This is a genomic window from Photorhabdus cinerea, from assembly GCF_011189575.1.
GTDB lineage: Bacteria > Pseudomonadota > Gammaproteobacteria > Enterobacterales > Enterobacteriaceae > Photorhabdus > Photorhabdus cinerea.
In genome coordinates, this window is sequence record NZ_PUJW01000023.1 from 39065 (window position 1) to 64913 (window position 25849).

General features: G+C 40.9%; 29 protein-coding genes and 2 pseudogenes. 22 read left to right on the forward strand and 9 right to left on the reverse strand.

Going from position 1 to position 25849, the window contains the following annotated elements:
- Window positions 1-43: 43 nt before the first annotated feature.
- Window positions 44-676, reverse strand: a complete 633-nt coding sequence (gene crp, locus C5469_RS18225; RefSeq protein ID WP_004240730.1) for a cAMP-activated global transcriptional regulator CRP — start codon at window positions 674-676, stop codon at window positions 44-46.
- A gap of 321 nt (window positions 677-997) precedes the next feature.
- On the opposite strand from crp, the gene C5469_RS18230 reads away from it, so the two are divergent.
- Window positions 998-1405, forward strand: a complete 408-nt coding sequence (locus C5469_RS18230; RefSeq protein WP_054478475.1) for an OsmC family protein — start codon at window positions 998-1000, stop codon at window positions 1403-1405.
- A gap of 125 nt (window positions 1406-1530) precedes the next feature.
- Here the strand turns inward: C5469_RS18230 and C5469_RS18235 are convergent, their stop codons facing one another.
- Genes C5469_RS18235 through C5469_RS18245 form a run of 3 tightly spaced genes read right to left on the reverse strand, consistent with a single transcriptional unit; the run spans window position 1531 to window position 3616 of the window.
- Complete coding sequence (locus C5469_RS18235) at window positions 1531-2400, reverse strand: phosphoribulokinase (protein WP_054478477.1); 870 nt, start codon at window positions 2398-2400, stop codon at window positions 1531-1533.
- 20 nt (window positions 2401-2420) lie between these two features.
- Window positions 2421-2639: a YheU family protein gene (locus C5469_RS18240; RefSeq protein ID WP_166309658.1), complete on the reverse strand. Its 219-nt coding sequence runs from the start codon at window positions 2637-2639 to the stop codon at window positions 2421-2423.
- A complete protein-coding gene (locus C5469_RS18245; RefSeq protein WP_166309660.1) occupies window positions 2636-3616 on the reverse strand; it encodes a hydrolase in 981 nt (326 codons plus the stop codon). Before C5469_RS18245 ends, C5469_RS18240 begins: the two co-directional genes overlap by 4 nt.
- A 102-nt stretch (window positions 3617-3718) precedes the next feature.
- Between C5469_RS18245 and C5469_RS18250 the strand changes: the two genes are divergently transcribed.
- Window positions 3719-4327 (forward strand): LysE family translocator, encoded by a 609-nt coding sequence (locus tag C5469_RS18250; RefSeq protein ID WP_166309662.1) that lies wholly within the window; start codon window positions 3719-3721, stop codon window positions 4325-4327.
- 15 nt (window positions 4328-4342) lie between these two features.
- On the opposite strand, the gene murP is transcribed toward C5469_RS18250, so the two are convergent.
- Entirely contained in the window at window positions 4343-5794 is a 1452-nt protein-coding gene (gene murP, locus C5469_RS18255) for a PTS N-acetylmuramic acid transporter subunit IIBC (protein ID WP_166309664.1), read from the reverse strand.
- Between the two features lie 30 nt (window positions 5795-5824).
- Window positions 5825-6730 carry an N-acetylmuramic acid 6-phosphate etherase gene (gene murQ, locus C5469_RS18260; RefSeq protein WP_166309666.1) on the reverse strand — a complete coding sequence of 302 codons (906 nt, stop codon included), beginning with the start codon at window positions 6728-6730 and terminating at the stop codon, window positions 5825-5827.
- Between the two features lie 872 nt (window positions 6731-7602).
- Here murQ and C5469_RS18265 point away from each other — a divergent pair.
- Window positions 7603-7803: a hypothetical protein gene (locus C5469_RS18265; RefSeq protein WP_166309668.1), complete on the forward strand. Its 201-nt coding sequence runs from the start codon at window positions 7603-7605 to the stop codon at window positions 7801-7803.
- A gap of 42 nt (window positions 7804-7845) precedes the next feature.
- A complete protein-coding gene (locus C5469_RS18270; protein WP_166309669.1) occupies window positions 7846-8559 on the forward strand; it encodes a hypothetical protein in 714 nt (237 codons plus the stop codon).
- 595 nt (window positions 8560-9154) lie between these two features.
- Here C5469_RS18270 and C5469_RS18275 read toward each other — a convergent pair.
- Window positions 9155-9634, reverse strand: a complete 480-nt coding sequence (locus C5469_RS18275; RefSeq protein ID WP_166309671.1) for an Hcp family type VI secretion system effector — start codon at window positions 9632-9634, stop codon at window positions 9155-9157.
- 391 nt (window positions 9635-10025) lie between these two features.
- On the opposite strand from C5469_RS18275, the gene C5469_RS18280 reads away from it, so the two are divergent.
- The 5 genes and pseudogenes from C5469_RS18280 to C5469_RS18300 all read left to right on the forward strand — a co-directional run bounded on the left by C5469_RS18280 (window position 10026) and on the right by C5469_RS18300 (window position 13250).
- Entirely contained in the window at window positions 10026-10226 is a 201-nt protein-coding gene (locus C5469_RS18280; RefSeq protein ID WP_166309673.1) for a hypothetical protein, read from the forward strand.
- Window positions 10227-10500: 274 nt separating this feature from the next.
- Window positions 10501-11138, forward strand: a pseudogene (locus C5469_RS18285) (hypothetical protein).
- Window positions 11128-11530: pseudogene (locus C5469_RS18290) on the forward strand (DUF1240 domain-containing protein). The pseudogenes C5469_RS18285 and C5469_RS18290 overlap by 11 nt, the downstream one beginning before the upstream one ends.
- 124 nt (window positions 11531-11654) lie before the next feature.
- Complete coding sequence (locus tag C5469_RS18295) at window positions 11655-11945, forward strand: DUF1240 domain-containing protein (protein ID WP_339414578.1); 291 nt, start codon at window positions 11655-11657, stop codon at window positions 11943-11945.
- Between the two features lie 402 nt (window positions 11946-12347).
- Entirely contained in the window at window positions 12348-13250 is a 903-nt protein-coding gene (locus tag C5469_RS18300) for a LysR family transcriptional regulator (RefSeq protein WP_166309675.1), read from the forward strand.
- 387 nt (window positions 13251-13637) lie between these two features.
- Here the strand turns inward: C5469_RS18300 and C5469_RS18305 are convergent, their stop codons facing one another.
- Window positions 13638-15563, reverse strand: a complete 1926-nt coding sequence (locus C5469_RS18305; protein ID WP_166309677.1) for an ABC transporter ATP-binding protein — start codon at window positions 15561-15563, stop codon at window positions 13638-13640.
- 121 nt (window positions 15564-15684) lie between these two features.
- Here C5469_RS18305 and kefG point away from each other — a divergent pair, with 121 nt between their 5' ends.
- The 4 genes from kefG (at window position 15685) to slyD (ending at window position 18927) form a co-directional block, all read left to right on the forward strand.
- On the forward strand, window positions 15685-16236 hold the full coding sequence (gene kefG / locus C5469_RS18310; RefSeq protein ID WP_054481078.1) for a glutathione-regulated potassium-efflux system ancillary protein KefG: 552 nt from the start codon (window positions 15685-15687) through the stop codon (window positions 16234-16236).
- 3 nt (window positions 16237-16239) lie between these two features.
- Window positions 16240-18045: a glutathione-regulated potassium-efflux system protein KefB gene (gene kefB, locus C5469_RS18315; protein WP_166309679.1), complete on the forward strand. Its 1806-nt coding sequence runs from the start codon at window positions 16240-16242 to the stop codon at window positions 18043-18045.
- 12 nt (window positions 18046-18057) lie between these two features.
- Complete coding sequence (locus C5469_RS18320; protein WP_054481083.1) at window positions 18058-18261, forward strand: YheV family putative zinc ribbon protein; 204 nt, start codon at window positions 18058-18060, stop codon at window positions 18259-18261.
- 87 nt (window positions 18262-18348) lie between these two features.
- Window positions 18349-18927, forward strand: a complete 579-nt coding sequence (gene slyD / locus C5469_RS18325) for a peptidylprolyl isomerase (protein WP_166309681.1) — start codon at window positions 18349-18351, stop codon at window positions 18925-18927.
- A gap of 117 nt (window positions 18928-19044) precedes the next feature.
- Here the strand turns inward: slyD and C5469_RS18330 are convergent, their stop codons facing one another.
- Window positions 19045-19263: a protein SlyX gene (locus C5469_RS18330; RefSeq protein ID WP_054481087.1), complete on the reverse strand. Its 219-nt coding sequence runs from the start codon at window positions 19261-19263 to the stop codon at window positions 19045-19047.
- A 250-nt stretch (window positions 19264-19513) separates the two neighbouring features.
- Between C5469_RS18330 and fkpA the strand changes: the two genes are divergently transcribed.
- The 9 genes from fkpA to C5469_RS18375 form a co-directional block, all read left to right on the forward strand.
- On the forward strand, window positions 19514-20275 hold the full coding sequence (gene fkpA / locus C5469_RS18335) for an FKBP-type peptidyl-prolyl cis-trans isomerase (RefSeq protein ID WP_166309683.1): 762 nt from the start codon (window positions 19514-19516) through the stop codon (window positions 20273-20275).
- A 288-nt stretch (window positions 20276-20563) separates the two neighbouring features.
- Window positions 20564-21286 (forward strand): helix-turn-helix transcriptional regulator, encoded by a 723-nt coding sequence (locus tag C5469_RS18340; protein WP_166309685.1) that lies wholly within the window; start codon window positions 20564-20566, stop codon window positions 21284-21286.
- Window positions 21286-21681, forward strand: a complete 396-nt coding sequence (gene tusD / locus C5469_RS18345; RefSeq protein WP_166309687.1) for a sulfurtransferase complex subunit TusD — start codon at window positions 21286-21288, stop codon at window positions 21679-21681. Before C5469_RS18340 ends, tusD begins: the two co-directional genes overlap by 1 nt.
- A gap of 20 nt (window positions 21682-21701) precedes the next feature.
- Window positions 21702-22061: a sulfurtransferase complex subunit TusC gene (tusC, locus tag C5469_RS18350; RefSeq protein WP_166309689.1), complete on the forward strand. Its 360-nt coding sequence runs from the start codon at window positions 21702-21704 to the stop codon at window positions 22059-22061.
- Between the two features lie 20 nt (window positions 22062-22081).
- Window positions 22082-22369 carry a sulfurtransferase complex subunit TusB gene (tusB, locus tag C5469_RS18355; protein ID WP_166309691.1) on the forward strand — a complete coding sequence of 96 codons (288 nt, stop codon included), beginning with the start codon at window positions 22082-22084 and terminating at the stop codon, window positions 22367-22369.
- Window positions 22370-22505: 136 nt separating this feature from the next.
- Complete coding sequence (rpsL, locus tag C5469_RS18360; RefSeq protein WP_021322890.1) at window positions 22506-22880, forward strand: 30S ribosomal protein S12; 375 nt, start codon at window positions 22506-22508, stop codon at window positions 22878-22880.
- A 96-nt stretch (window positions 22881-22976) separates the two neighbouring features.
- Window positions 22977-23447, forward strand: coding sequence for a 30S ribosomal protein S7 (gene rpsG / locus C5469_RS18365; RefSeq protein WP_012776532.1), 471 nt, complete (start codon window positions 22977-22979; stop codon window positions 23445-23447).
- A gap of 80 nt (window positions 23448-23527) precedes the next feature.
- A complete protein-coding gene (gene fusA / locus C5469_RS18370; RefSeq protein ID WP_166309693.1) occupies window positions 23528-25636 on the forward strand; it encodes an elongation factor G in 2109 nt (702 codons plus the stop codon).
- Between the two features lie 71 nt (window positions 25637-25707).
- The coding region (locus C5469_RS18375; RefSeq protein ID WP_072161945.1) for a GTP-binding protein at window positions 25708-25849 on the forward strand (142 nt) is incomplete at its 3' end.

A 25849-nucleotide genomic window follows, 5' to 3' on the forward strand; every position in this document is an offset into this window, starting at 1 on the left:
CAAGAAAAATCAGCGCAAATATAATGCGCTGATTCATCAGGTATTAACGTGTACCGTAAACAACAATTGTTTTGCCGTGTGCGGAGATCAGGTTTTGATCTTCCAGCATTTTCAGGATACGACCAACCGTTTCACGGGAACAGCCAACAATTTGGCCAATTTCCTGACGTGTGATTTTGATTTGCATCCCATCCGGGTGGGTCATAGCATCTGGTTGTTTTGCCAGATTCAGCAAGGTCTGAGCAATACGGCCGGTAACATCCAGAAAGGCTAGATTACCGACTTTCTCAGAAGTCGTTTGCAAACGGCTTGCCATTTGGGCAGATAAACGCATTAGAATATCCGGGTTTACCTGAATCAGTTGGCGGAATTTTTTATAGGAAATTTCAGCCACTTCACAGGCACTTTTAGCCCGTACCCAGGCTGTACGCTCTTGCCCTTCTTCAAATAATCCAAGTTCGCCAATGAAATCTCCCTGATTTAAATAGGAGAGGATCATCTCTTTGCCTTCTTCATCTTTAATCAAAACTGCAACAGAGCCTTTTACGATGTAGTAAAGCGTCTCTGCTTTTTCGCCTTGATGAATAAGCGTGCTTTTAGATGGATATTTATGAATATGGCAGTGTGACAAAAACCATTCAAGAGTGGGGTCTGTTTGTGGCTTGCCGAGAACCATTCGCTTCATCCTCTGTTGTTATCGCTGCCTAAATAACATGAGAATCTAAAAATTTCTCATCAGGCTGGCTTATAAAGACACTAGCTTAACATATTAGTTTGTTGAAAAACCGACAGGTGAAAGTTTTATATAGGTTATCTGAAATTTGAACCCTGAGTATTGATCCTAACCTAATATATACCTGACCTGCTTCTGTTTGTAGCACAGGAAAAGGTTTCTGTCTTGTCTTGTATTGTTTCAGCATAATGAACTGAGCATTAGATTGCCAGTTTAATACCGAAAGGGTAGGCTTTAATGCAAAAAATGGTTTAAGGGGGGATTATGCAAGCGCGGGTAAAATGGGTTGAAGGGTTATCTCTTTTGGGGGAGTCGTCTTCGGGTCATCAGATAATGATGGATGGAAATGCCGGCGATAAGGCACCAAGCCCAATGGAAATGGTATTAATGGCAGCCGGTGGTTGCAGTACGATTGATGTTGTTTCTATTTTGCAGAAAGGTAGATATGACGTAATAGATTGTGAGGTAAAATTAACTTCCCGCCGTCGTGAAGAAGCGCCACGCTTGTTTACTCATATTAATCTGCATTTCATTGTGACAGGCAAAGATTTAACAGATAAAGCGGTTGAACGTGCAGTTATACTTTCCGCAGAAAAATATTGCTCTGTTTCGTTGATGCTGGGCAAGTCAGTTGAAATCACCCACAGTTTTGAAATTAAAGATGCAGATTAAGATATTATTTATTGATTAAAAAATAACGGCAGGTAACTAACATTTCAGTTACCTGTTTTATTAACTGAATAATGTAAAGATGTGAATTCAGAGACTGGATTTTTTACATTTATCCCAGGTTCTGATCAGCAAATCTTTTCCCCTTCCAGCAATCGTTGTACTAATGGCGTCATAATTAATTCCATTGCTAATCCCATTTTTCCGCCTGGAACCACAATGGTGTTAATACTGGAAACGAATGAGCCTTGTAGCATTGATAACAGGTACGGGAAATCAATCTGAGTCAGATCACGGAAACGGATTACAATGAAACTTTCATCCAGTGATGGAATGGCTTTGGCTGAAAAGGGGTTGGAGGTATCAACGGTAGGGACACGTTGAAAGTTGATATGTGTTCGCGAAAATTGTGGCGTAATGTAATTGATATAATCATCCATAGAACGAACAACGGAATCCATCACCGCTTCTTGTGAATGTCCTCGTTCCCCGGTATCACGAATAAGTTTCTGTATCCATTCAAGGTTGACAATCGGCACTACTCCTACCAGCAGATCGACATGGCTGGCAACGTTATGTTGTGGTGTTACAACGCCACCATGTAGACCTTCATAGAACAGCACATCGGTTTGCTTGGGTAAGGATGCCCATGGAGTAAATGTACCGGGTAGCTGGTTGTAAGGAACGGCATCGTCATAAGTATGAAGATATTTCCGACGACGACCTTCACCCGTTTCACCATAGTCAATCATGGTTTTTTCCAGCATGCCAAAATCATTGGCTTCTGGCCCAAAGTAACTGATATGTCTGCCTTGTTCTTTGGCTTTACGAATTGCTGCATCCATTTCAGGGCGGGTGTAACGGTGGAAACTGTCTCCTTCTATTTGTGCCGCACTGATGTTAAGTTGCTGGAAAATTTTACGGAAAGCTAAACTCGTTGTTGTTGTTCCGGCCCCACTGGAGCCGGTAATAGCGATAATCGGATGTTTGGCTGACATAAACAGTAAACTCCATAGTATTAAAAATGGAACATTTCTTTCGGCATAATATTGATGCTTTCATGCAGTTCAGACCACACCAGCATAACATCCCCTCGTTCTAACTGACGGCGTATGTCAGCGACTTTCTGCTCAAGCGATTTTTCATGTTCGCCATAGTCAGTACCTTCCCGCAGGACAAAGCTCTCTATCAAATTTAGCAAAGTTTCTGGTTCCAGTTGTTGCCATGGAATAATCATTGCGGTTGCTCCAGATAAGATGACAGCCAGCTTGGAATACGTTGTTCCAGCCACATTTGTGGTTTCTTCAGTGAACCACTGACAAAGCCGACGTGTCCACCATGTTCTGTCATTTGATACTCAATATTCTTAGGCAGAGTTTTGAGATCAGGGACGACTTCCGGAGACATAAAGGGATCGTCTTTGGCATGAATAATCAGCAGTGGCACAGTAATGTCAGGCAGACGTGGCAGTGCACTGCACTGGCGATAGTAGTCTACTGCATCTTTAAAATTGTGGATTTTTGCGGTTACAATTTCATCAAATTCCCGAATACGTTTCAATCTTTTTACCTGAGATAGATTGATTGGCAATGAATTTGGGTAGCGTAGCAATTTGCGAGTAATATTACGTTTCAGGCTGTTAAGCAGATAGCGCTCATAAACTTGGGAAAATCCTCTTTCTATCCGGTTGGAGCAGGCTTCCAGCATCAGAGGAGCGGAGACAACGACTGCGGCATTGACTTGAGCATTTGTTTTTTCTTCTGCCAAATAACAGGCCAGTACATTACCACCAATTGAATAACCCACAGCTGAGGTTGGTACATCACCGTAGGTCTGTTTCAACCAGTTTAAAAAATAACGGGCATCGTTTGTTTCGCCTGAGTGATAGAGACGTTTCTGGCGGTTTGGTTCACCACTGCACCCACGGAAGTGCATAACAACACCAAGCCAGCCTTTTTTCTGACAGATATGGAGCAAGCCGTTGGCGTAAGGGCTATTGAAACTGCCCTCCAGCCCATGAAACAGGATCAACCGTGGCTTGTGGGTCGCAGTTGTTGGATCTTCACTCCATGCCAGGTCAACAAAATCGTTATCTGGCAGATTAAGTCGTTGCCAGTAGGGTTGCAATGTAGGATACCACCGCATCAAACGCGGAAGTAATGTTTGCAAATGTGGATTACTGGCTCCGGTTAGAGGACGAAAGATATCAGACATAACGGTTCCGATTTAATGATTAGTTATATTGTATGATGAATAACATACTGATATTTTCTGTGAAAGGGAAACGCCATTATTCAGGATGAAAGGTAACTATTCATGACAGCAAGCCTGATTTTTTCATTAACAACTTTTTTGTTTATTTCTTCCATTACGCCTGGTCCAAACAACATGTTGCTGACGTCATCGGGCGCTAATTTTGGTGTTATTCGCTCTTTGGGACTGATATTCGGTATTCTTCTGGGAATGCAGACTATTTTGTATTTGGCAGCGTTCGGTATAGCTGCGTTACTATTGGTTTATCCAGCTATTCACACGATAATGAAAATTGCGGGTAGCCTCTATTTGCTGTGGTTGGCATGGAAAACGGTAACCGCCAGTTACCGGCGTCTGGATACCAAAGGTAGCGCTGTTATAAAGCCGGTGCGGTGGTATCAGGGCTGGTTATTGCAGTTCCTGAATCCTAAAGCCTGGTTAATGGGATTAGGATCGGTTGGCAGTTACAGTATTGCTGGTGAACAGTATCTCTATTCCATCATCGTTATTAGTGGCGCAATGGTATTAATAAGTTTCCTGAGCAGTATCGTGTGGGCGGGTTTTGGTTCGTTGATTGGAACATTACTTCGTAGTCGTAATGCTTGGTTTATTTTCAATATCATGATGGGAATATTGACGGCAGCTTGTGTGCCATTGATTTGGATTGGGTAATTCAATCCATTAATTCTAGGTTAAATTGACATTTTTACAGCCAAATAGCAGCGTCAGTACAAAACCACTGAGATAAGCAACCATCAGCCCCGCTGCATAAATTGCCATGCCGACAAAAATTCCGTTGTTGGAGGTCATCAACGGCAGTGCGACCAATCCAGATGGACCAAAAACCGTATTCAGTCCAATGGGTAAACCTAAATAAGCGACCAGACCGATAAAGAAACCACCGGCAGCGCCTCCTAGGCAAGCGGTAATAAAAGGTTTGATTCGTGGCAGTGTTACCCCGTAAATCAACGGCTCACCGATACCGAGAAAGCCTGGAATAATGGCGCCTTTTATTTGAGTACGTAGCAGAGAATCTTTTTTAGCTTTTATATACAGCGCCAGTGCAGCGCCAACTTGTCCACCTCCTGCCATGGCAAGGATTGGGAACAGAGAATTAAAGCCCTGTGCATCCATAAGCGCGAAATAGACCGGAACAAACCCCTGATGAACACCAAACATCACAGCGAGTAGAAACAGCCCTGCCAATATCGCTGTGCCAAAAGGATTACCGTTGAGATGAAGGAACAACCATGACATGCCGTTAAACAGATAACTTCCCAGCGGCATGATAAGGATAAAGGCAATGGCTCCCATAATCAGCAGGGTGATCGCGGAAGTGAGGATCATATCCAGATTGTCTGGAATGACCTTACGAACCTGTCGTTCTACCCATGCTCCCAGAATAGCGGCGATCAGAACGCCGATAATATTACCGCGTGGATCGATACTGTAACCAAAGAAAGTGGAAATGCCGGAGTAGAACCCGCTAGTGGCATCCGGGTTATAGCCCAGCACAAACAACGAGGCGATAATCGCGCCGTTTATGCCAGAACCACCAAAGGCTTTTTGCGCGTTATAGCCAATCAAAATACTAAGGAAGCTGAACATTCCCTTACTGAACACTTTCATATAGCCGATGATTTCAACCAAAACAGAGTTAGGGTGTTCAACGCCCTGAATGGCTATCTGTTCAAGTAAGGTGGCAACGCCCAGAAGTAGACCGACGGCAATAAAACCGGGGATAAGTGGGGTAAAAATAGTGGCAAATTTCGTCAGGAATTTATGTATAGCACTAACTTGTTTCTCTTTAAGCTGCTTTTTATTAGCGGAGGCAATATTGGTTAAATCAGCGCTATCCTGTTCTGATTGTTGTGGATGGTCGGAAGATTCCAGCAGTTTGTTCATTATGTCAGCCGCAGTTTGAGCTTTTCCTGGTCCAAGTACGATTTGACACTGATTATCGCTTTCAATAATACCCAGCACACTGGGGATCTGTTTCAGTGCGGCTTTATCCACTTGAGTATGATCACGCAGGGTTAGTCGTAGGCGAGTCATACAGTTGCCACATTGGATAACATTATCTGCATTGCCGATAGCTTTAAGGATCTGAACAACTATTACCTGATTAATCTTAGCCATCTTATTTATTCCTTCACGGAAGAGAGTTTGTTACCGAACGGTTAAGATTGCCGGACGAATAAAACCGTGATTTTTGTCCAGTAACGCCTTTGCTTGTTGAGCATCTATGCCTGCCAGAATCATCACAATGGCGGTTTTACAATGTCCATCACATTCAGCTAATGCTCGCTCAGCTTGTTCACGGTTGCATTCTGTAGCGGCCATAATGATATTTTTCTGCCTTTCAACCAGCTTGGCATTTGTCGCTTCTACATCCACCATCAGGTTGCCGTAAACTTTACCTGTGCGGATCATAGCACCGGTGGTCAGCATATTCAGGATCAGCTTTTGTGCAGTACCCGCTTTCATGCGTGATGAACCGGTGACAATTTCAGGTCCAACGACAGGTGTGATAGCAATATCGGCGGCCTGTGTCATGGGGCTGTCAGGGTTACAACTGATACAGGCGACGGTGGCGCCAACTGATTTCGCATACTCCATTGCACCCAATACATAAGGTGTACGACCACTTGCGGCAATACCAACCAGTACATCTTTTGAGTTAAAGTGTAGCGCCTTAAGATCGTTTGCGCCCAGTTGCCGGTTATCTTCTGCATTTTCAACGGCCCTTAAGATGGCCTGATGCCCTCCGGCAATCAAGCCAACCACTTGTTCCGGTCTGGTGCCATAAGTGGGGGGGCATTCACTGGCATCCAGAATCCCTAACCGGCCTGATGTACCGGCACCGCTATAAATTAAACGGCCTCCCTGATGGAAAGCTTCGGCAATTTTATCTACTGTTTCCGCGACTTGCGGCAAAGTTTGCTCTACGGCCAGTGCGACTTTTTTATCTTCATCATTAATGAGTTTTAGCATTTCAAGGGTTGGCAAAGTATCAATGTTGGCGCTGGCTGGGTTGCAGCTTTCGGTGACCATATTGTTGAGATTGATTTTCATATTGTGTTCCTGATGGAATATTCTTGAAATGATAAATAGTTATTTACTCTTCTTTGTCATAAAGAGCAAATTTGGCCATGAATCAGGAAATACGAGTCGGTTCAATAGAATTCTTTTTTAGCTAAAGTAAGGTGAATATTTAGATGAATTATCCAAAAATATTTTTCGATATTTATCACATTTATTAAATAAATAAAAGATTTATCAATCAAATAAATAAGACATATTAAATTTTTTATTATATCTTAATTTTATAATAATTTTATGAAACGATTAATTTATTTGTCTTTATTATTTCTTAGGCAGCGGAGAAAATGAAAATGCTAAAAATCTGCGTTGTATAGGAAATAAAGGTTATAATAAGACTATATTGAGGGAAATAAAAATAACTGTGAGGATGAGTTGTTTCTACGATTATTAAAGTAATCAGTATATTAGTATGGATATAAGTATGAATATGAATAAAAAAATTTTTAGTAGAGGGTGGTTTAAAGCACTTTTTCTAATGTGGTTTAAGGATTTTTTTTGGTTAACGATATCTGTAATAGTTATTTTTGTTTCTTTATATATAAGTCAAAAGAGTAAAGGTTAAGCATTAAACATATATATTTATAAGGCTTTACTCGATTTACATATTTATTTTATGGAATGGATTTTGCTATATCAGTTTTTATGGAATGGAATTTAAAATATTTTTCTCGTTTTTTATCTTTATCATACTTATAAAGAAAGTCGTTATTTTAGTGTTATACAGTACCAACTGTTGGCTCTCCGAATTTATTTAACGTTCTGCTATTATATAATAGACATGGCTATTTATTATGTAATATAGTGTTAGACTCTAATTCTTAATGATTAATGGGTCTAACCGTATGGACGATAGAGAACTGTTATTACAACAACTGGATAATGCATTAGTGAATAGTCCAGTAGTTTCAGAGGAGAAATTGGCATTAATGATGATGTTATGTTTTCAATTGATGTCGTCAACTGAAACTCATATGATCAATATGAGAGCTTCAGATGGTCGTACTCTTTCACTTAAATTGGAAATATCGTCCGTTAAACACTGATGTGACGATTTTTGACGAATTGGTTTTTTAGGAAAATAAAAAATGGCAGACTATATTGAACATTATATAAGAATGAAACTTGAGGCTGACCGAATTCTGGCTTTAAGGCTAGAAAAGGCTGTTGATGGAGTAAGAGAAGTAGCGGAAGATACAGTAAATACAATGGAAGATGGGTTCGATAGATTCGTCAGGAGAGGGTCATATTTCTTTGATGGTTATCGTGATATAAATGATAAAATAAATAGTGAAGATGAGAGGTTTATTTCGGCTGTATGGAGTATGGTCAAAGGACGAAATGTTATAAAGGAAATAACAAAGGTGTTTTCTGAAGAGTTATTAAAGAACCAAGGTGATGAAGATAAAGAAAGGATATATATTAAGTTAGTGGAAAAGTCATTAAATTTTTCATCAACATTCGTGGCATCTAGAACTGCAAAAAACTCTATAGCTACTGCGGTAGCAGAGGTTATATATCAATCTTTAATTATGAATGTGATTATAAGGGAAGGTATTAGAAGATATGGTAATGTTATTCTAACGGCTTTTCAATCATATGGTCTTTTTGAAAAAGCTGCTGTGTCAGCAGATAAATTAAAGAGGGAGCACCCGTATTTTTACTGGGTTTTGTATAGTAAGAGACTGGAAATGCTATATTTTTTAGTTGAACCAGGATTGTCAAAAGGCGTTGGTCTTATTGGAACAAAAAGCAGTGAAGATGATATTGTTTCTACAATTATCAAAGTAATTAATGTATGAGTAAAAAATTTTTTAGTAAGGCATGGTTCAAGGATCTTTTTTTAATATGGTTTAAGGATCTCTTGTGGGAGGTGATTCCTTTTGGGATTATTGTTATTTGGGCATTTATATCTGGTATATTTTTTCCAGACATATGGTTTAGTTTAACCTTGGTTGGTATTTTTGTTGTTTTCATTGCTATGTGGTTTATTGGTAAACGTTGTTAAGCATATATAAATATATATGCTTATCTTAGTTTGTTTTTAGTAAATGTTATAGGTGTCTGACATTATGTTATCCTAGTATATAGATTTGTATTTAAGAAGTACTTTTTCATTCTGCATCATTTTATTATTGTTTATCGAATGCGATTAGTATATGAGTAAAAAACTTTTTAGTAAGGCATGGTTCAAGGATCTTTTTTTAATATGGTTTAAGGATCTCTTGTGGAGCACAATTCCTTTTATGGTGATTATATCTTGGTCGGCTATGGCTGCAGGTTTTTTTCCAGATATGTGGGGTCGATTGACATTATTGGGTATTGTTGTTGTTACTATTTTTGTTTTTTTGCGTATTAGTAAGAGTTAAGCATATATATGCTTAACTCGGTTTGTTTTTAATAAATTCTATCGTCCCATATACTATAGGCTGATGTACCTGCGATTACGTGATCCCAGGATATGGATCTGTATTTGAGAAGGACCTTTTCATACGGCATCATTTCATTATTATTTATCGAATTCGGATAGGTGCAAGACAGGTCAACAACGCTTGCTTCTGTTAATTTGACCTCATAAAAAAGTTCTAACTGACCAGCGGTGTTTGTTCTATAAAAGAGAAAAATCGCATTCAGTAGTTCGTTTGAAGAGATTGCGACTGATAATAATGGGGATGATTTATCTACAGGTTTGATGAACTGAATCGGGTGATGATCGATATGTTGTTCTCGAGTTAGCATGTGATTTAAACTCAAGACCTGTATTTGATCTTCGTGCCCCTTTTGGTATCGGTTTCCTATAGAGTCCAGAGTTGAACAACCAGCAGAAATTAAACCTTGTTTCTTACCGTTTAACGATAAGTAAATCATATAAGACATAAATAATTACCATACAAGTGCTTTGTCTAAACGACCTGAAGCTATTTGCCTAGGCTACGGAAGTATAACTGTAGCATTAGAATATAAAAAAACTAATAGTTCAATATCGAATTTATTTCCCAAATCACGAAGGATTTACTCGATTTACATATTTATTTTATGGAATGGATTGTGCTGTAGCAGTTCTTAGAAAACGAAATTTAAAATATTCCAATCGCTTTATATTTATCATTATCATACTTATAAATTAGGCGTTATTTTCGTATTATGCAGCACCAGCTTCGGGTACTCCGCGTTTATTTAACGTTTTGCTATTATATAATAGACATGGCTATTTCTTATGTAATATAGTGTTGTACTCTAATTCTTAATAATTAATGGGTTTAACCGTATGGACGAGAGAGAACAGTTATTACAACAACTAGATAATGCATTAGTGAATAGCCCGTTAGTTTCAGAGGAAAAACTGGCATTAATGATGATGCTATGTTTTCAATTGATGTCGTCAACTGAAACTCATATGATCAATATGAGAGCTTCAGATGGTCGTACTCTTTCACTCCAATTGGGAATACCGTCCGTTAAACACTGATGTGACGATTTTTTATTTTAAGAATATTAGAGGAAGTTTCACGATGACATATAGAAAATACAACCCCTCTTGGGAAGGTGAGATGGGGGATTTCCTGAGAGGTCATGTTGGGACTAATCAATTAAAACCCCAACATGAGTTCTTTGATGCTATTGGTCTTGAGAAGCAGTTAAGAGAGAATGACGTTTATATTGCCCTGCTATCATTAGAAGAAGCGAAAAATGTTTTGGAAGATATTGATTCGCCAAAACCCCAAAGCCCATTTATGAAGAAAGTGTTCTCAGTCGCAGATCCAATATCATCATATGCAGGTAATATACATGATGCTTTTGACTTTACAAATGTAGTAATAGAGTTTAAAAGATTAGGTATTAAAGCCACAGAGTATGTTGGCAGAATGGTGAAAAATATATTAAAATTTCAGGTCATGCAGGCGTTAGAAAGATTATTACTGCTTCAAGGTACAAAGCTTCTAACATGAAGATAATATCTATGGGGATAGGACAACAAGGATTAAATAGTGGCATAGTTAAGGGAATAAAATTCAGTATATTATTTTCCGCAGCTTATCGAACGGTTGAACTTATATTTAAGGACGAATACAAACTGGCTGATTTCTTAGGTAATATTGCGGTAGATCTGGCTAAGACAGCAGTAGCAGCCTTTGTTTCTTGGACTATTGGGTCTTTGGTAATGATCACATTTGCCGCTGGTGCTAGCGTAATTTTTGTAGCCGGTGTTGTGGTTGGTGTAGGTTTTATAACGGTATACGAACTTAATGTTTTGGATACAAAATTCAAAATTAGCGAAACTATTATTAATTTAATTAAAAAAGAAATGGAGAGAAAACCGAGAATACCAGAAGCTAATTTCAATCAATTTCTTCATAATTGGGGTCGTTATGGAAAATAAAAGAAAGATTGTACGCATTATCGGTGCTCTTGCTATTTTTATTTTAACGTTAGTGTCTTTCTTCTTTTCAGGAAATGATTTGATCTCTTTAGTTAAAATGGATGAGAAAATAACATTTTCGAGCAGTGTATTTATTGTATTTTGTTCTTTTCCTTTAATTTCTTATGCTATATTTTTTATTGTTTTTGTTAATGTAACTGGTTATTATCCTAAATATCATGATGGTTTTGTGAAATATTTAGGTTCGATATGGGTTTTTTTGTTTTTTTTTTAGTTTTCCCACATCTTTATATGTGAATTATAAATTAAGAAGTGATAATTATTTGGTATGTCCAAGGATATCCTGGATGTCGCCTAATACCTATGTAAAAGATGTTAAGTTGTGTGATTAATATGAGCGAGATAGCCATAGATAATAAAAGAAAAATAATACACATTATTTGCGCGATTTTCATATTGTCTTTGATGTCGTTTTCTATGTATATAGTAAGTGAATATTTGCTTTCGTTGATTTTAATGGATGAAAAAATAACATTTTCAGGTAGTGTTATGATATTTTTTTCATTTCCTTTTGTTTTTTATTTTGTGGTCTCGGCTGTTTATCTTTCTTTAGCAAAGTGTTTTCCAAAACACTATGACACCTGTGCAAAATATTTATTTGTGATAACGACTGCTTCAGTTTTTTTGAGTTTTCCCGTCTCCTTCTATGTGGACTATAAACTGAAAAGTGATAATTATTTGGTATGTCCAAGAATATCCTGGATGTCCCCAAATACCTATGTAAAAGATATTAAGCTATGTGACTAATATTATTGCTTGATTGACCTTAGCCATTTTATCTATTACTTATCGGAAGAGGCATTGTTACTGAACTTTTGAAATTGATTTTCATAAGATGAATTTCTGACAGACTCATGTCACAGGGGGCATAATAATTTGGATAGGAAAATACCTAAAAATCGGAAAATTTATTATCTTCAATACATCTTATTTAAGTGGATTACTTACTCATTTATCTTAGAGAATAGACGGAATGTATGGTAACAAATGTAATGCTGTATATGTCGCTAACGTTTTTATAATAAATTAATTGATCAACTTATAATTGTTGTTTAATCTCTATTTAATCAAATTTAGTTTAAATAAATTAGTTTATTTATGAAATAGTAACGTAAGAAAATATGCAAAATAAACCTGAACGGTGGAGATATGGATATACGTAATCTCAAAGCTTTTGTCGTGTTAGCCGAAACACTTAATTATCATAAGGCTTCTCAAATATTACATATTTCACAACCTGCGTTGACTAAGAAAATTAATGCACTGGAAGAGGAGTTTGGTGCTCTTTTGTTTTCCAGAGGACCAAATGGTACCAGGTTGACTGATTTTGGACAAAAAACTTTTGAGAATGCTCAGAAATTACTGGGTCATTTTGAACAGTTTCAGATTCAGGTTAATCATGATTTGCAAGATGATTCGCCACATTATCTTTATATTAGCTCTTGTTTTCCTATTTATGATTCTGGGAAAATGAAAGAACAGCTTTGTTTAGGTAAACGGGAAAAAGTCGTGCTTGTATTAATTACTGGTCTGACATTTGAACAGCAAATGAGTCTGTTAAACTCTGGCTTGTTACATATTGCGATCGTTCCTTTACCATTAACTTCATCACTTATACCAAAGAAGATTTTCACTGAAAAACTTGTTTACCTTTTTAAAAAAGGCATTGATTTTAATCAGAAATTTTCTGAATTGAATGCGGAAATAGCCTCGTTGTATCAGCTTGTTGATATGGATGAGAATAATATGTCTATTGGCCTTGCCGATGGTATTAATATATTTTCTATTTATGATAATAGTAATATGAGCTTAATATTGAAAACTAATGATATTATGGTAATGACTGAGTTGATAATTAAACATAATGGTTTTTCATTAATTCCGCAAAAGGTGATTCGTTCAATTCCATCACAATACTTGAATTTATTAGAGGTGTTAGAAACCGATATGGAGATTGATTTTGGTATCTTATGGAGTCCAGTGATCGATTGTGAATTAATAAATGAAGCAGAACTATTTTCTTCATTAATTGATAATGTGAGAAAGATATAATGTTGTTTTTGTTATGAATTTAAATTTATTTTTATAAAACTTGTGAAAATAAGATGTTTTGGCTGTTTATTTAAATATAAAGATTATCCCGGATAATATCTTCATATAATAAGTTAAAATGTTATTTATTAATTGATAATAATAAGATCTTATAGCGGGAAATATCAATATAGATGGGAGATTAAATAGAGGGTTTTAGGTGGATTTATTATATAATACAGTGAAAATAAGTGGTGTTAATAACAAAGATATTTAGATTGAATGAAATGTAATTATAAACTGTAGATTTAAGGGGGTAATATGGAAATTTTAGGTAATATATTGATATTATTGAAAAATAAAGCGGATTATTTCCTCCGCTTTATTAAGTATCATTGATGAGAATATTTATCCATTAAATTCCTGTGTCATTTGCTCTAGTTGTTCCTGAATTTCCATCCATTCTAATTCAGTTTCTTCTAATTTTGATTTTGCCTGATTTTGTTTTTGTAGAAATTCAGTCAATTCGGCTTTACGGCTGTTATCGTAAATAGCGCTGTCTGAAAGCTGATTTTCTAATGTAACCAATTCGTCACTCAGTTTCTCCATTTGTTTTTCCAGATGAGTAAGCTGTTTGCGCAATGGCTGCGTTTGGTTACGGAAGTCAGCTTGACGCCGTTTTTGATCTTTTCTCTCTTGAGCACTTTGGCTGGAAGGTTCCCTTTCCTTATCATTGTTTTCACGCAATTGCTGATTTTGTTGGCGCTGTTGATCCGTCAGCCATTGTTGATAGTCTTCTAAATCACCATTGAAAGATTCTACCCGGCCATCGTGAACCAAATATAGCTCATCTGTTGTTGAACGTAGTAAATGTCTGTCATGGGAAACCACAACCAGCGCACCATCAAAGTCAATCAATGCTTCTGTTAGTGCCTGACGCATATCCAGGTCGAGGTGGTTGGTTGGTTCGTCAAGCAACAGAAGGTTAGGGCGTTGCCAAACCATCAATGCCAAAACCAGACGTGCTTTCTCCCCCCCGGAAAAACGTCCACTTGGATCAGTTACCTGATCGCCTTTAAAACCAAAACCACCCAAATAATCCCTGAGTTGCTGTTCTGTTTCTTGTGGCGCAATACGTGCTATATGCTGTAATGGCGATTCATCAGCACGCAAATATTCCAACTGATGTTGGGCGAAATATCCCAGTTTGATGCCTTTGGCTAATTCTACTTTTCCACTCTGGGATTTCAGTTCATTAGCTAGTAGTTTAATCAAGGTGGATTTGCCGGCACCGTTACGTCCAAGCAGACCGATGCGTGAACCGGGAACCAAATTCAATTTGATCGAACTTAAAACTGTCCGTTCGCCGTAGCCTGCACTGACTTTTTCCATTTTTAGTAGTGGATTTGGCAGACTTTCCGGTTTACGGAAACTGAAATGGAATGGGTTATCAACATGAGCAGGAGCGATTAACTCCATTCGCTCCAGCATCTTGATACGACTCTGAGCTTGTTTGGCTTTACTGGCCTTGGCTCGGAAACGGTCAATATAACTTTGCAGATGGGCGACTTTCTCCTGCTGGCTCTTATAAAGCGCCTGTTGTTGTGCCAGTTTGGTAGCACGTTGGCGTTCGAAAGAGGAGTAATTACCGCTGTATTCAAACAGAGATTGTTGCTCAATATGGAGGATCTTGTCGGCAACTGGGTCCAGGAAATCCCGGTCATGGGAGATGAGGATTAATGTGCCGGGATAGCTTGTCAGCCATTTTTCCAACCAAATAACCGCATCCAGATCAAGGTGGTTAGTGGGTTCGTCAAGCAATAATAAATCAGAACGGCAGAGTAGTGCCTGAGCCAAATTGAGGCGCATACGCCATCCACCAGAGAATGCACGCACAGGTTGATCAAGTTGTTCTTGAGAGAAACCCAGACCGTGAAGCAGACTGGATGCTCTTGAACGGATAGTCCAGGCTTGAATCGTGTCCAATTGACTGTGTAGATGGGCGATGAGATTGCCATTATTTTTTTCATTGGCTAGCTGCAATTGCTGTTCTAATTGACGGAACTCTCGATCACCATCAATGACATATTCCAGCGCTGGCGTTTCTAGTGCGGGTGTTTCCTGATTCACCCAAGCCAATGCCCAGTTACTGGGAAACGTGAATGTGCCTGCTTCAGCCTGAAGCTCATCTTTTAGTAATGCGAGTAAGGTAGATTTGCCACAGCCATTTTTCCCTACCAGACCAACTTTCTGTCCGGGATTGATAGTGGCGCTGGCATTGTCCAGCAAAACACGAGTTCCGCGACGAATTTGTAATGAAGAGAAAACAATCATAAGTGCCGTTTGTATATAATATGTTAAATTAGGAATAACGGACAATAAGTGTCCGGTTTTATAACTTTGTATGCATGGTAACGGAAAATACGTGTTCTGACACGTTCTTCAGGGGGTAATGATGTTACAGCCGCCTAAAGTCCTGCTGCTGTATGCCCATCCAGAGTCACAGGATTCAGTTGCAAACCGCGTTTTGTTACAACCTGTGCTGGATTTAGAGCATGTTACGGTTCACGACTTATACGGAGCTTATCCGGATTTTTTTATTGATGTGCATTATGAACAACAGCTGCTGCGTGAGCACCAAGTGATTGTTTTTCAACATCCACTATATACTTACAGTTGTCCAGCTTTATTAAAAGAGTGGATGGATCGTGTGCTGACACGGGGATTTGCCAGTGGTATTACCGGGTTGGCGTTACAGGGGAAATACTGGCGTTCAGTGATCACAACCGGAGAGCCAGAAGGGGCTTTCCAGCCTGATGGTTATAACCTCTATCCGATGGAAGAGATTCTTCGCCCTTTTGAACAAACAGCATCTATGTGCCGTATGCATTGGCTACCGCCAATAGTGATTTATTGGGCTCGTCGTCAAAAACCTGAACTTCTTGCCATCCATGCTAATGCTTATCGTGAGTGGCTCAAATCGCCATTGTCATTCGGAGGGCTATAGCTTATGGAGCATTCAGCGCAACTAAGCGCCAGTATATTGTTTTTATTTGCTGCTGTAGTGGCAGTGCCAATCGCACAGAAATTCAGGATTGGTGCAGTATTAGGTTATTTATTGGCAGGGATCGTTCTGGGTCCATGGGGATTGAGCTTTATCAGAGATGTTGATGATATTCTTCATTTCTCCGAGCTTGGGATTGTTTTCCTGATGTTTATCATCGGCCTTGAGCTTAACCCTTCCAAACTTTGGCAACTCAGGCGATCTATTTTTGGTGTCGGTGCGGCTCAGGTTATTCTGACGGCGGGAGTGCTGGCCGCGCTTTTATATCTGACAGATTTTGCATGGCAGGCGGCGGTTATCGGTGGTATCGGTATGGCGATGTCCTCAACAGCAATGGCTTTGCAGCTGATGAAAGAGAAGGGGATGAACCGCAATGAGGGCGGGCAGCTTGGTTTCTCAGTTTTGCTGTTTCAGGATATCGCGGTGATCCCGGCTTTGGCATTGATCCCGCTTCTGGCCGGTGAAACCGCATCCAGTGACTGGTATCGGATCATGCTGAAAATTGCCGCTTTTGCTGGCATGTTGCTGGGAGGTCGTTATCTGTTACGCCCGCTGTTCCGTCTGGTTGTAAGATCCGGAGTACGTGAGGTATTTACTGCGGCAGCATTACTGGTTGTACTCAGCTCGGCGCTGTTTATGGAGGTGCTCGGTTTTTCCATGGCACTGGGGACTTTTATCGCCGGAGTGTTACTGGCTGATAGTGAATATCGCCATGAACTGGAAATATCCATTGAGCCGTTTAAGGGCTTGCTGTTAGGGCTGTTTTTTATTTCGGTAGGTATGTCCTTAAATTTGGGAGTACTACTGATACATCTGACAGATGTGTTACTTGGTGTGCTGGTTTTGGTCGTCGTAAAGGGCATCGTTCTTTATCTCATCGCGTTGATTGCTGGTTTAAGGAATTCATCTCGCTTGCAATTTTCCGGTGTACTCAGCCAGGGCGGAGAATTTGCCTTTGTGCTGTTTTCTGCTGCACTGAGTCAAAATGTCCTTAATAGCGGGCAGATGGCTTTGTTGTTAGTAGTGGTAACACTATCAATGATGACAACGCCGCTGGTGATGCAATTGATAGATGCTATTCTGGCACGCCGTTATAATGCCCAGGATGAGATGGATGAACAGCCATTTGTGGAAGATAATGATCCGCAAGTGATTTTAGTGGGTTTTGGTCGGTTCGGGCAGGTAATCGGCCGTCTTCTGATGGTGAATAAAATCCGCATAACAGTGTTGGAACGTGATGTCAGTGTTATCAGTACCATGCGACGTTATGGCTACAAGGTTTATTATGGTGATGCGGCTGAATTAGAATTGCTACGTGCGGCAGGTGCAGATAAAGCTAAGGCGATTGTTATCACTGGTAATGAGCCGGAAAATACCATGATGATTGTTCATTTATGTCAGAAACATTTCCCGAATCTGCATATTATGGCGCGGGCCAGAGGGCGCTTGGAAGCGCATGAACTGTTGCAAAGTGGGGTAGAAAACTTCACTCGTGAAACTTTCTCCAGTGCATTGGAATTGGGCCGTAAAACGTTGGTCGGGTTGGGAATGCATCCACATAAGGCTTATCGTGCAAAACAACACTTTCAGCGATTAGATATGCGGATGTTGAGAGAACTGATGCCACAGCTACAGGGTGATGTGGCTCACATATCCCGTATAAAAGAGGCACGGCGAGAATTAGAAGAGCTGTTTGAACGGGAAATGCTGAATGAGCGTCGCCAACCGGATGGTTGGAATGAATATGAATAAGTGGAGCGAATCATGTCAATAAGCCGAAAAAGATTTATTGCTGGTGCTGTCTGTCCGGAATGCCATTCTCAGGACACATTGGCAATGTGGCAGGAAGATCAGGTGGATGTGGTGGAATGCGTCCATTGTGGTCATCAGCAACGTCAGACTGATGATAAAGTAACCTCTCATATCAGAAAGCAAGAGCAGGTTATTGGTATTTTTACACCACAATAATGGTGTGAATTTTAATGCCGGTGAGTACAGGGGCTTAGAATTCCGCTACAATCGGTAAAATTTTTAGACCCACGGGTAGGAGATGTAATGAAAGTAGCAAAAGACTTGGTAGTCAGCTTGGCTTATCAAGTAAGAACAGAAGAGGGTGTTTTAGTTGATGAGTCACCGGTGAGTGCACCGTTGGATTATCTGCATGGCCGTGGTTCGTTGATCAGTGGTTTGGAAAAAGCGCTGGAAGGTCGTGAGGCTGGTGAGAGTTTTGATGTCAGCGTGCAAGCTGATGATGCCTATGGTCAGTATGATGACAATCTGGTTCAACGTGTGCCAAAAGATGTCTTTGTTGGTGTTGATGAATTGGAGGTTGGCATGCGTTTCCTGGCTGACACCGATATGGGACCGGTACCTGTGGAAATCACTGCGGTTGAAGATGAGCACGTTGTGGTTGATGGTAACCATATGCTGGCTGGTCAGAATCTGAAATTCAATGTTGAAATTATTGCTATCCGCGAAGCGACCGAAGAAGAGCTGGCTCATGGTCATGTTCACGGTGCGCATGGTCACGAACATGGCGAAGGGGGTTGCTGTGGTGGTCACGGCCATGACGATGGTCACCACCACCACCACAATGAAGGGAACGGATGCTGCGGTGGCGGTAGCTGCCATTGATAGATTAAAGCGGATTATCAGGCTTTAATCTTCAAAAAAGCGGGGCAAGCTTGGGAGAGTCGGTTTCTCTTACTTGCCCTGTGTATTGTGACTGGTTGTTTTTTTACTTAGTTAAAATCAGTAATGAGGTGGAGGTGTTTCTTCTGACGGTGAAGCCACCATTGACGGCTGAGAGGCTTTCAATCGCTCTGTCATTAACCGCAAATGTTCTCTTAATTTAGCCATTTCCATCTGCTGCTCAGTGACTACCTGATTCAGCTCTTCAATGGTTATTTCCTGAAAGGCAACGCGACTTTCCAACTGTTCAAGCCGTTGTTCAAACTCTGATAGATCCATGATTTTCTCCCATTTCAGGCTGTGTATTATCCGTGTTAGGCTCTTTATATTAATTAAGAGTAACTCATTATGCCCAGAATATTCTGTGGAATACGGTTGTTATGAAACCTCTTTTCATTAATGTTGTCTCAATGGTTTTGGGGCACTAGAAGCGGCAAATATTGTGTTGTGCTGCTGTAGGCAGTTATAGTGACTCGATTGCATAATTTTTGCTGATGGTAAATATCCCCCAAAGTTATTGGAGAAACAGATGAAATCATTGTTTAAAGTTACTCTGCTTGCCACTACGCTGGCAGTGGTTTTCAGTGCTCCCCAGGTACTGGCTGCCAAAGCAGATAGTCAAAGTATAGAACTGAATAGCGCATTTAAAACAGAAGATCAGCAAAATGCTTATGCTCTGGGAGCATCTCTAGGGCGTTATATGGAAAACACCTTGAAAGAGCAGAAATCTCTGGGTATCCCATTGGATAAAGATCAGTTGTTGGCGGGGGTGCAAGATGCTTTTAAGGACAAAAGCAAACTGACTGATAGCGAAATTGAAAATACTCTGCGTGCATTTGAAGGCAAAGTGAAGTCTGCGGCTGAAGCTAAAATGGAAAAAGAAGCCAGCGATAATGAAGCTAAGGGTGCTAAATATCGTGAAGAATTCGCTAAGGAAAAAGGGGTCGTCAAGAGCCAAACCGGTCTTTTATATAAAATAGAGAAGGACGGTAGTGGTAAAAAGCCTGCGGCAAGTGACACAGTAGTCGTAAACTACAAGGGTTCATTGATTGACGGTAAAGAATTTGATAGCTCATATAAGCGTAATGAGCCACTTTCTATTCGTCTGGATGGTGTTATCCCAGGTTGGACAGAAGGTTTGCAGAATGTGAAAAAAGGTGGAAAAATTAAACTGGTTATTCCACCAGAGCTTGCTTATGGTAAAGCTGGTGTCCCAGGTATTCCTGCAAACTCTACATTAGTATTTGATATTGAGTTACTGGATGTGAAAGCGGATACTAAGGCTAAGTAATCTTTTAGCTAAATATTTTTGATGAATTGTGTAGATAAAACCGTTGGTAGAGATTCTGTCAACGGTTTTTTGTTACTGAAAGCTGTGATAGAGGCCAAATGTCTGAGTGGCAATGGCTTGACGATGATGTCATGTGGTTTTAACGTCAATATCTAATGTAAGTGCAAAGATCTTTGACTGAGATCTCTGTTAAGTTGCAACAGTTGAATTTTCACAAGAAGTTTTTATAAGTTTATCACGTTGTGTTTTTAGCAAGACGTTGTCTGCGTTTGAAGGATGGTGTATTTAATGTCTAACCCGTTATTATCTGGTGATATCAGTGATATCGACTTACTGGAAAACCAACCGTTTACTGAAACGGATCACGAAATTTTAAAATCTTATGAAGCTGCAGTTGATGGTTTGGCTATGCTGATTGGTGGGCATTGCGAGATTGTCCTTCATTCACTGGAAGATCTTAAATGTTCAGCTGTCAGAATAGCTAATGGAGAACATACCGGTCGTAAAATAGGTTCACCTATCACTGATCTTGCTCTGCGTATGTTGCACGATATTACAGATGAAGATTGTAGTGCATCCAAAGCCTATTTCACCCGGGCGAAAAGTGGTTCATTGATGAAGTCAGTCACGATTGCGATCCGCAACCGGAATCGCAGAGTGATCGGTCTTCTGTGCATTAATATGAACCTTGATGTCCCTTTCTCTGAAATTATTCAGACATTTATTCCAGAGGAAACCCATGATGTCGCCCCAAATGTAAACTTTGCATCATCAGTGGATGATTTGGTTGCACAAACGCTGGAATACACTATCGAAGAAGTCAATATTGATCGCAATGTATCCAATAATGCTAAAAATAGGCAGGTGGTTCTGAATCTCTATGAGAAAGGCATCTTTGATATTAAAGACGCGATTAATCAGGTTGCTGAGCGCCTAAATATTTCTAAACATACTGTTTATCTCTATATTCGCCAGTTTAAGAATGGTGAATGCTTAGGGCCTGAGCGGTAATGTCTCCTCTGTCTTATTGTCTGCTGGTAACGGGGCCTGCATATGGCACCCAACAAGCCAGCAGTGCTTACCAATTCGCACAAACTTTGGTTGCGATGGGACACAAACTCAATACCGTATTTTTTTATCGGGAAGGGGTTTATAACGGTAATCAATTGACTGCACCTGCCAGTGATGAATTCAATTTGGTGGGTGCATGGCAGATGCTGGCAACAGAGCATCAGTTTGGTATGCACATTTGTATTGCCGCTGCCCTTCGCCGTGGTGTCCTTGACGCTCAGCAAGCTAATGAATTGAATTTACCCGTAGCAAACCTGGCTGAAGGGTTTGAATTAAGTGGATTGGGAACGCTGGCTGAAGCCATGCTGACCTGCGACCGAGTGGTGCAATTCTGAGAGGCAAATGAGAGGCAAAAATGAAAAAGATTGCTTTTGTCTTCACTCAAGCACCTCATGGTAATACGGGTGGTAGAGAAGGGTTAGATGCATTACTGGCGACTGCGGCATTAACCGAACATATCGGTGTATTTTTTATTTCTGATGGTGTATTCCAACTGTTGCCGGATCAGCGACCTGACAGAATACTCGCTAGAAACTATATCGCCACTTTTAAAGTCTTACCTTTGTACGATATTGAAGCATGTTATTTGTGCCAAGAGGACCTGATCGCGCGTGGATTAAGCTCGGCTAACCGTTTTATTCTGGATGTGGAAGTGATACCAGCAGAAACAGTTCGCGAGAAACTGGTTGGCTATGATGTTGTGCTGACATTTTAAGCTATTGGAAGGACAATGATATGTTATATACTATTGGCCGATCGCCTTATCAATGTGACTTCAATGCGATATTCAATCTGCTTGCTGGTGGTGATGATGTATTGTTTATTCAGGATGGTGTATTGGCAGGAATTGAGGGTAATCGTTATCTTCCGACGTTGATCAGTCGTGGTGTCACATTGTATGCGCTGAAAGAAGATATTGAGGCGCGGGGGTTGGTAGGTCAGGTTTCAGACAAAGTGCAAGTTATCAATTATACTGACTTCGTTAACCTGACAGTAAAACACCATCAACAATTCGCTTGGTAGTCAGAGAAACACTGTATATTTCTTGACACCCCGGCGAGTCAGCCATAAAATTCTGCGTCCTCGTGTTTTGCCGTCAGGGCAGACAAGAGATTTAATCCGTGTTTACGAAGCAAAAAAACCAGGAGTTTTTTTAATAATGGCAACTATTAACCAGCTGGTGCGCAAACCCCGTAGCATGAAGGTTGCAAAAAGCAATGTTCCTGCTCTGGAAGCTTGCCCGCAGAAGCGTGGCGTATGTACTCGCGTATATACCACCACCCCTAAAAAACCAAACTCTGCACTGCGTAAAGTATGTCGTGTGCGTTTGACTAACGGTTACGAAGTTTCTTCCTACATCGGTGGTGAAGGCCACAACTTGCAGGAACACTCCGTAATTCTGATCCGTGGCGGTCGTGTTAAAGACTTGCCAGGTGTGCGTTACCACACTGTTCGCGGTGCACTGGACTGTTCCGGTGTTAAAGACCGTAAGCAAGGTCGTTCTAAGTACGGTGCGAAGAAGCCAAAGGCTTAATGGTTCTCCGTTAAGTAAGGCCAAACATTTTCACTTTAATGTCAAAATAAACTCGTAGAGTTTTGGACAACCCTGAATTCGAAACGGAGTATTTCCATGCCACGTCGTCGTGTAATTGGTCAACGTAAAATCCTGCCAGATCCAAAGTTCGGATCTGAATTGCTGGCCAAATTTGTTAATATCTTGATGGTAGATGGTAAAAAATCTACTGCAGAAGCAATTGTATATAGCGCGCTTGAGACCCTGGCTCAGCGTTCTGGTAAAGAACATCTGGAAGCATTTGAGCTCGCACTGGATAACGTGCGTCCAACCGTGGAAGTAAAATCCCGCCGTGTTGGTGGTTCTACTTATCAGGTTCCAGTTGAAGTTCGTCCGGTTCGTCGTAATGCTCTGGCAATGCGTTGGATCGTTGATGCTGCTCGTAAACGCGGTGATAAGTCTATGGCCCTGCGCCTGGCGAACGAATTATCTGATGCAGCTGAGAACAAAGGCTCTGCTGTGAAGAAACGTGAAGACGTTCACCGTATGGCAGAAGCTAACAAGGCGTTCGCACACTACCGTTGGTAATCCCATCGTAGTGATGATGCCCTGGGCGGCTATTCTGCCGCCCAGATTTAAATTGAACGTCCTAGGAATAGAGGAATCAAATGGCTCGTACAACACCCATTGCACGTTACCGCAACATCGGTATCAGTGCACACATCGACGCCGGTAAAACCACCACTACCGAACGTATTCTGTTCTACACTGGTGTAAACCATAAGATCGGTGAAGTTCATGATGGCGCTGCTACTATGGACTGGATGGAACAGGAGCAGGAGCGTGGTATTACCATCACCTCCGCAGCGACAACTGCTTTCTGGTCAGGTATGGCTAAGCAGTTTGATGCGCATCGTATCAACATCATCGATACCCCAGGTCACGTTGACTTCACCATCGAAGTAGAACGTTCCATGCGTGTTCTTGACGGTGCCGTAATGGTTTACTGTGCGGTTGGTGGTGTTCAGCCACAGTCTGAAACCGTATGGCGTCAGGCGAATAAATATAAAGTTCCACGTATCGCGTTCGTTAACAAAATGGACCGTATGGGAGCGAATTTCTTACGCGTTGTTGAGCAGATCAAAACTCGTTTGGCTGCAAACCCAGTGCCTCTGCAATTGGCAATTGGTGCCGAAGACGTTTTCACCGGTGTTGTTGACTTGGTGAAAATGAAAGCTATCAATTGGAATGATGAAGATCAGGGAACTACCTTCACTTATGAAGATATTCCAGCTGATATGCAGGATCTGGCTGAAGAATGGCGTAACAACTTGGTTGAAGCCGCTGCAGAAGCGTCAGAAGAACTGATGGAAAAATATCTGGGCGGTGAAGAGCTGACTGAAGAAGAGATCAAAGCTGGTCTGCGTTATCGTGTTATGACTAACGAAATTATCCTGGTTACCTGTGGTTCCGCATTTAAGAACAAAGGTGTTCAGGCAATGCTGGATGCTGTTATTGAGTATCTGCCTGCGCCAACTGATGTTGAATCCATTAAAGGTCTTCTGCCTGATGGAAAAGATACTCCGGCAGAGCGTCATTCTGACGATAACGAACCATTTGCGGCATTGGCGTTTAAAATCGCTACTGACCCATTCGTTGGTAACTTGACCTTCTTCCGTGTCTACTCTGGCGTGGTTAATTCCGGTGATACCGTTCTTAACCCAGTGAAAGACAAAAAAGAGCGTTTCGGCCGTATCGTTCAGATGCATGCTAACAAACGTGAAGAGATCAAAGAAGTTCGTGCAGGCGATATCGCTGCTGCGATCGGTCTGAAAGACGTGACAACAGGTGATACTCTGTGTGATATCAGCGCACCAATCATTCTGGAGCGTATGGAATTCCCAGAGCCAGTAATCTCTGTTGCTATTGAGCCAAAAACTAAAGCTGATCAGGAAAAAATGGGTATCGCTTTAGGTCGTTTGGCACAGGAAGACCCATCATTCCGCGTGTCTACCGATGAAGAATCTGGTCAGACGATTATCGCAGGTATGGGTGAGCTTCACCTTGATGTTCTGGTCGACCGTATGCGTCGTGAGTTCAAAGTTGAAGCGAACGTAGGTAAACCTCAGGTTGCTTACCGTGAAACCATCCGTTCTACTGTTGAACAAGAAGGTAAATTTGTTCGTCAGTCTGGTGGTCGTGGTCAGTTTGGTCATGTATGGCTGCGTATTGAGCCAATGGAACCAGGTGGCAAAGGCTACGAATTCGCTAACGAAATCGTTGGTGGTGTTGTTCCTAAAGAATATATCCCTGCGGTAGATAAGGGTATTCAGGAACAAATGAAAAATGGTGTTCTGGCCGGCTACCCGATTGTTGACGTTAAAGTCGCACTGTTCGATGGTTCTTACCACGAAGTTGACTCTTCTGAAATGGCGTTCAAAATCGCAGGTTCTATGGGCTTCAAAGAAGGCTTCATGAAAGCGAAACCAATTCTGCTGGAACCTATCATGAAAGTTGAAGTTGAAACTCCAGAAGACTACATGGGTGACGTTATCGGTGACCTGAACCGTCGTCGTGGTATGATCGACGGTATGGAAGACATTGCTACCGGTAAAACCGTACGTGCTCAGGTACCATTATCTGAAATGTTTGGTTATGCTACTGACCTGCGTTCTCAGACCCAAGGTCGTGCTTCTTACTCCATGGAGTTCTTGAAGTACAATGAAGCGCCGAGCAACGTCGCTCAGGCTATTATCGAAGCTCGTAAAGCTAAATAAGTTTTTCGGGTTTAATATCTAGATTCAGCTCCTTCCCAAATAATGAGGGAGCGATACTAAGGAATAGAGTCGTGTCTAAAGAAAAATTTGAACGTACAAAACCGCACGTTAACGTTGGTACTATCGGCCACGTTGACCATGGTAAAACTACCCTGACTGCTGCAATTACTACTGTACTGGCTAAAACCTACGGTGGTAACGCTCGTGCATTCG

What these genes read in the sequence shown, in the direction of transcription:
- tusB (WP_166309691.1), top strand. Translation starts at nt 22,082, where the DNA reads ATGTTATATACTATTGGCCGATCGCCTTATCAATGTGACTTCAATGCG.
- C5469_RS18275 (WP_166309671.1), bottom strand. Translation starts at nt 9,634, where the DNA reads ATGTCTTATATGATTTACTTATCGTTAAACGGTAAGAAACAAGGTTTA.
- fusA (WP_166309693.1), top strand. Translation starts at nt 23,528, where the DNA reads ATGGCTCGTACAACACCCATTGCACGTTACCGCAACATCGGTATCAGT.
- tusC (WP_166309689.1), top strand. Translation starts at nt 21,702, where the DNA reads ATGAAAAAGATTGCTTTTGTCTTCACTCAAGCACCTCATGGTAATACG.
- murP (WP_166309664.1), bottom strand. Translation starts at nt 5,794, where the DNA reads ATGGCTAAGATTAATCAGGTAATAGTTGTTCAGATCCTTAAAGCTATC.
- tusD (WP_166309687.1), top strand. Translation starts at nt 21,286, where the DNA reads ATGTCTCCTCTGTCTTATTGTCTGCTGGTAACGGGGCCTGCATATGGC.
- C5469_RS18245 (WP_166309660.1), bottom strand. Translation starts at nt 3,616, where the DNA reads ATGTCTGATATCTTTCGTCCTCTAACCGGAGCCAGTAATCCACATTTG.
- C5469_RS18300 (WP_166309675.1), top strand. Translation starts at nt 12,348, where the DNA reads ATGGATATACGTAATCTCAAAGCTTTTGTCGTGTTAGCCGAAACACTT.
- murQ (WP_166309666.1), bottom strand. Translation starts at nt 6,730, where the DNA reads ATGAAAATCAATCTCAACAATATGGTCACCGAAAGCTGCAACCCAGCC.
- kefG (WP_054481078.1), top strand. Translation starts at nt 15,685, where the DNA reads ATGTTACAGCCGCCTAAAGTCCTGCTGCTGTATGCCCATCCAGAGTCA.
- C5469_RS18305 (WP_166309677.1), bottom strand. Translation starts at nt 15,563, where the DNA reads ATGATTGTTTTCTCTTCATTACAAATTCGTCGCGGAACTCGTGTTTTG.
- C5469_RS18270 (WP_166309669.1), top strand. Translation starts at nt 7,846, where the DNA reads ATGGCAGACTATATTGAACATTATATAAGAATGAAACTTGAGGCTGAC.
- C5469_RS18250 (WP_166309662.1), top strand. Translation starts at nt 3,719, where the DNA reads ATGACAGCAAGCCTGATTTTTTCATTAACAACTTTTTTGTTTATTTCT.
- C5469_RS18280 (WP_166309673.1), top strand. Translation starts at nt 10,026, where the DNA reads ATGGACGAGAGAGAACAGTTATTACAACAACTAGATAATGCATTAGTG.
- C5469_RS18320 (WP_054481083.1), top strand. Translation starts at nt 18,058, where the DNA reads ATGTCAATAAGCCGAAAAAGATTTATTGCTGGTGCTGTCTGTCCGGAA.
- C5469_RS18340 (WP_166309685.1), top strand. Translation starts at nt 20,564, where the DNA reads ATGTCTAACCCGTTATTATCTGGTGATATCAGTGATATCGACTTACTG.
- C5469_RS18230 (WP_054478475.1), top strand. Translation starts at nt 998, where the DNA reads ATGCAAGCGCGGGTAAAATGGGTTGAAGGGTTATCTCTTTTGGGGGAG.
- kefB (WP_166309679.1), top strand. Translation starts at nt 16,240, where the DNA reads ATGGAGCATTCAGCGCAACTAAGCGCCAGTATATTGTTTTTATTTGCT.
- C5469_RS18240 (WP_166309658.1), bottom strand. Translation starts at nt 2,639, where the DNA reads ATGATTATTCCATGGCAACAACTGGAACCAGAAACTTTGCTAAATTTG.
- slyD (WP_166309681.1), top strand. Translation starts at nt 18,349, where the DNA reads ATGAAAGTAGCAAAAGACTTGGTAGTCAGCTTGGCTTATCAAGTAAGA.
- C5469_RS18235 (WP_054478477.1), bottom strand. Translation starts at nt 2,400, where the DNA reads ATGTCAGCCAAACATCCGATTATCGCTATTACCGGCTCCAGTGGGGCC.
- rpsL (WP_021322890.1), top strand. Translation starts at nt 22,506, where the DNA reads ATGGCAACTATTAACCAGCTGGTGCGCAAACCCCGTAGCATGAAGGTT.
- rpsG (WP_012776532.1), top strand. Translation starts at nt 22,977, where the DNA reads ATGCCACGTCGTCGTGTAATTGGTCAACGTAAAATCCTGCCAGATCCA.
- C5469_RS18265 (WP_166309668.1), top strand. Translation starts at nt 7,603, where the DNA reads ATGGACGATAGAGAACTGTTATTACAACAACTGGATAATGCATTAGTG.
- crp (WP_004240730.1), bottom strand. Translation starts at nt 676, where the DNA reads ATGGTTCTCGGCAAGCCACAAACAGACCCCACTCTTGAATGGTTTTTG.
- C5469_RS18295 (WP_339414578.1), top strand. Translation starts at nt 11,655, where the DNA reads ATGGATGAAAAAATAACATTTTCAGGTAGTGTTATGATATTTTTTTCA.
- C5469_RS18330 (WP_054481087.1), bottom strand. Translation starts at nt 19,263, where the DNA reads ATGGATCTATCAGAGTTTGAACAACGGCTTGAACAGTTGGAAAGTCGC.
- fkpA (WP_166309683.1), top strand. Translation starts at nt 19,514, where the DNA reads ATGAAATCATTGTTTAAAGTTACTCTGCTTGCCACTACGCTGGCAGTG.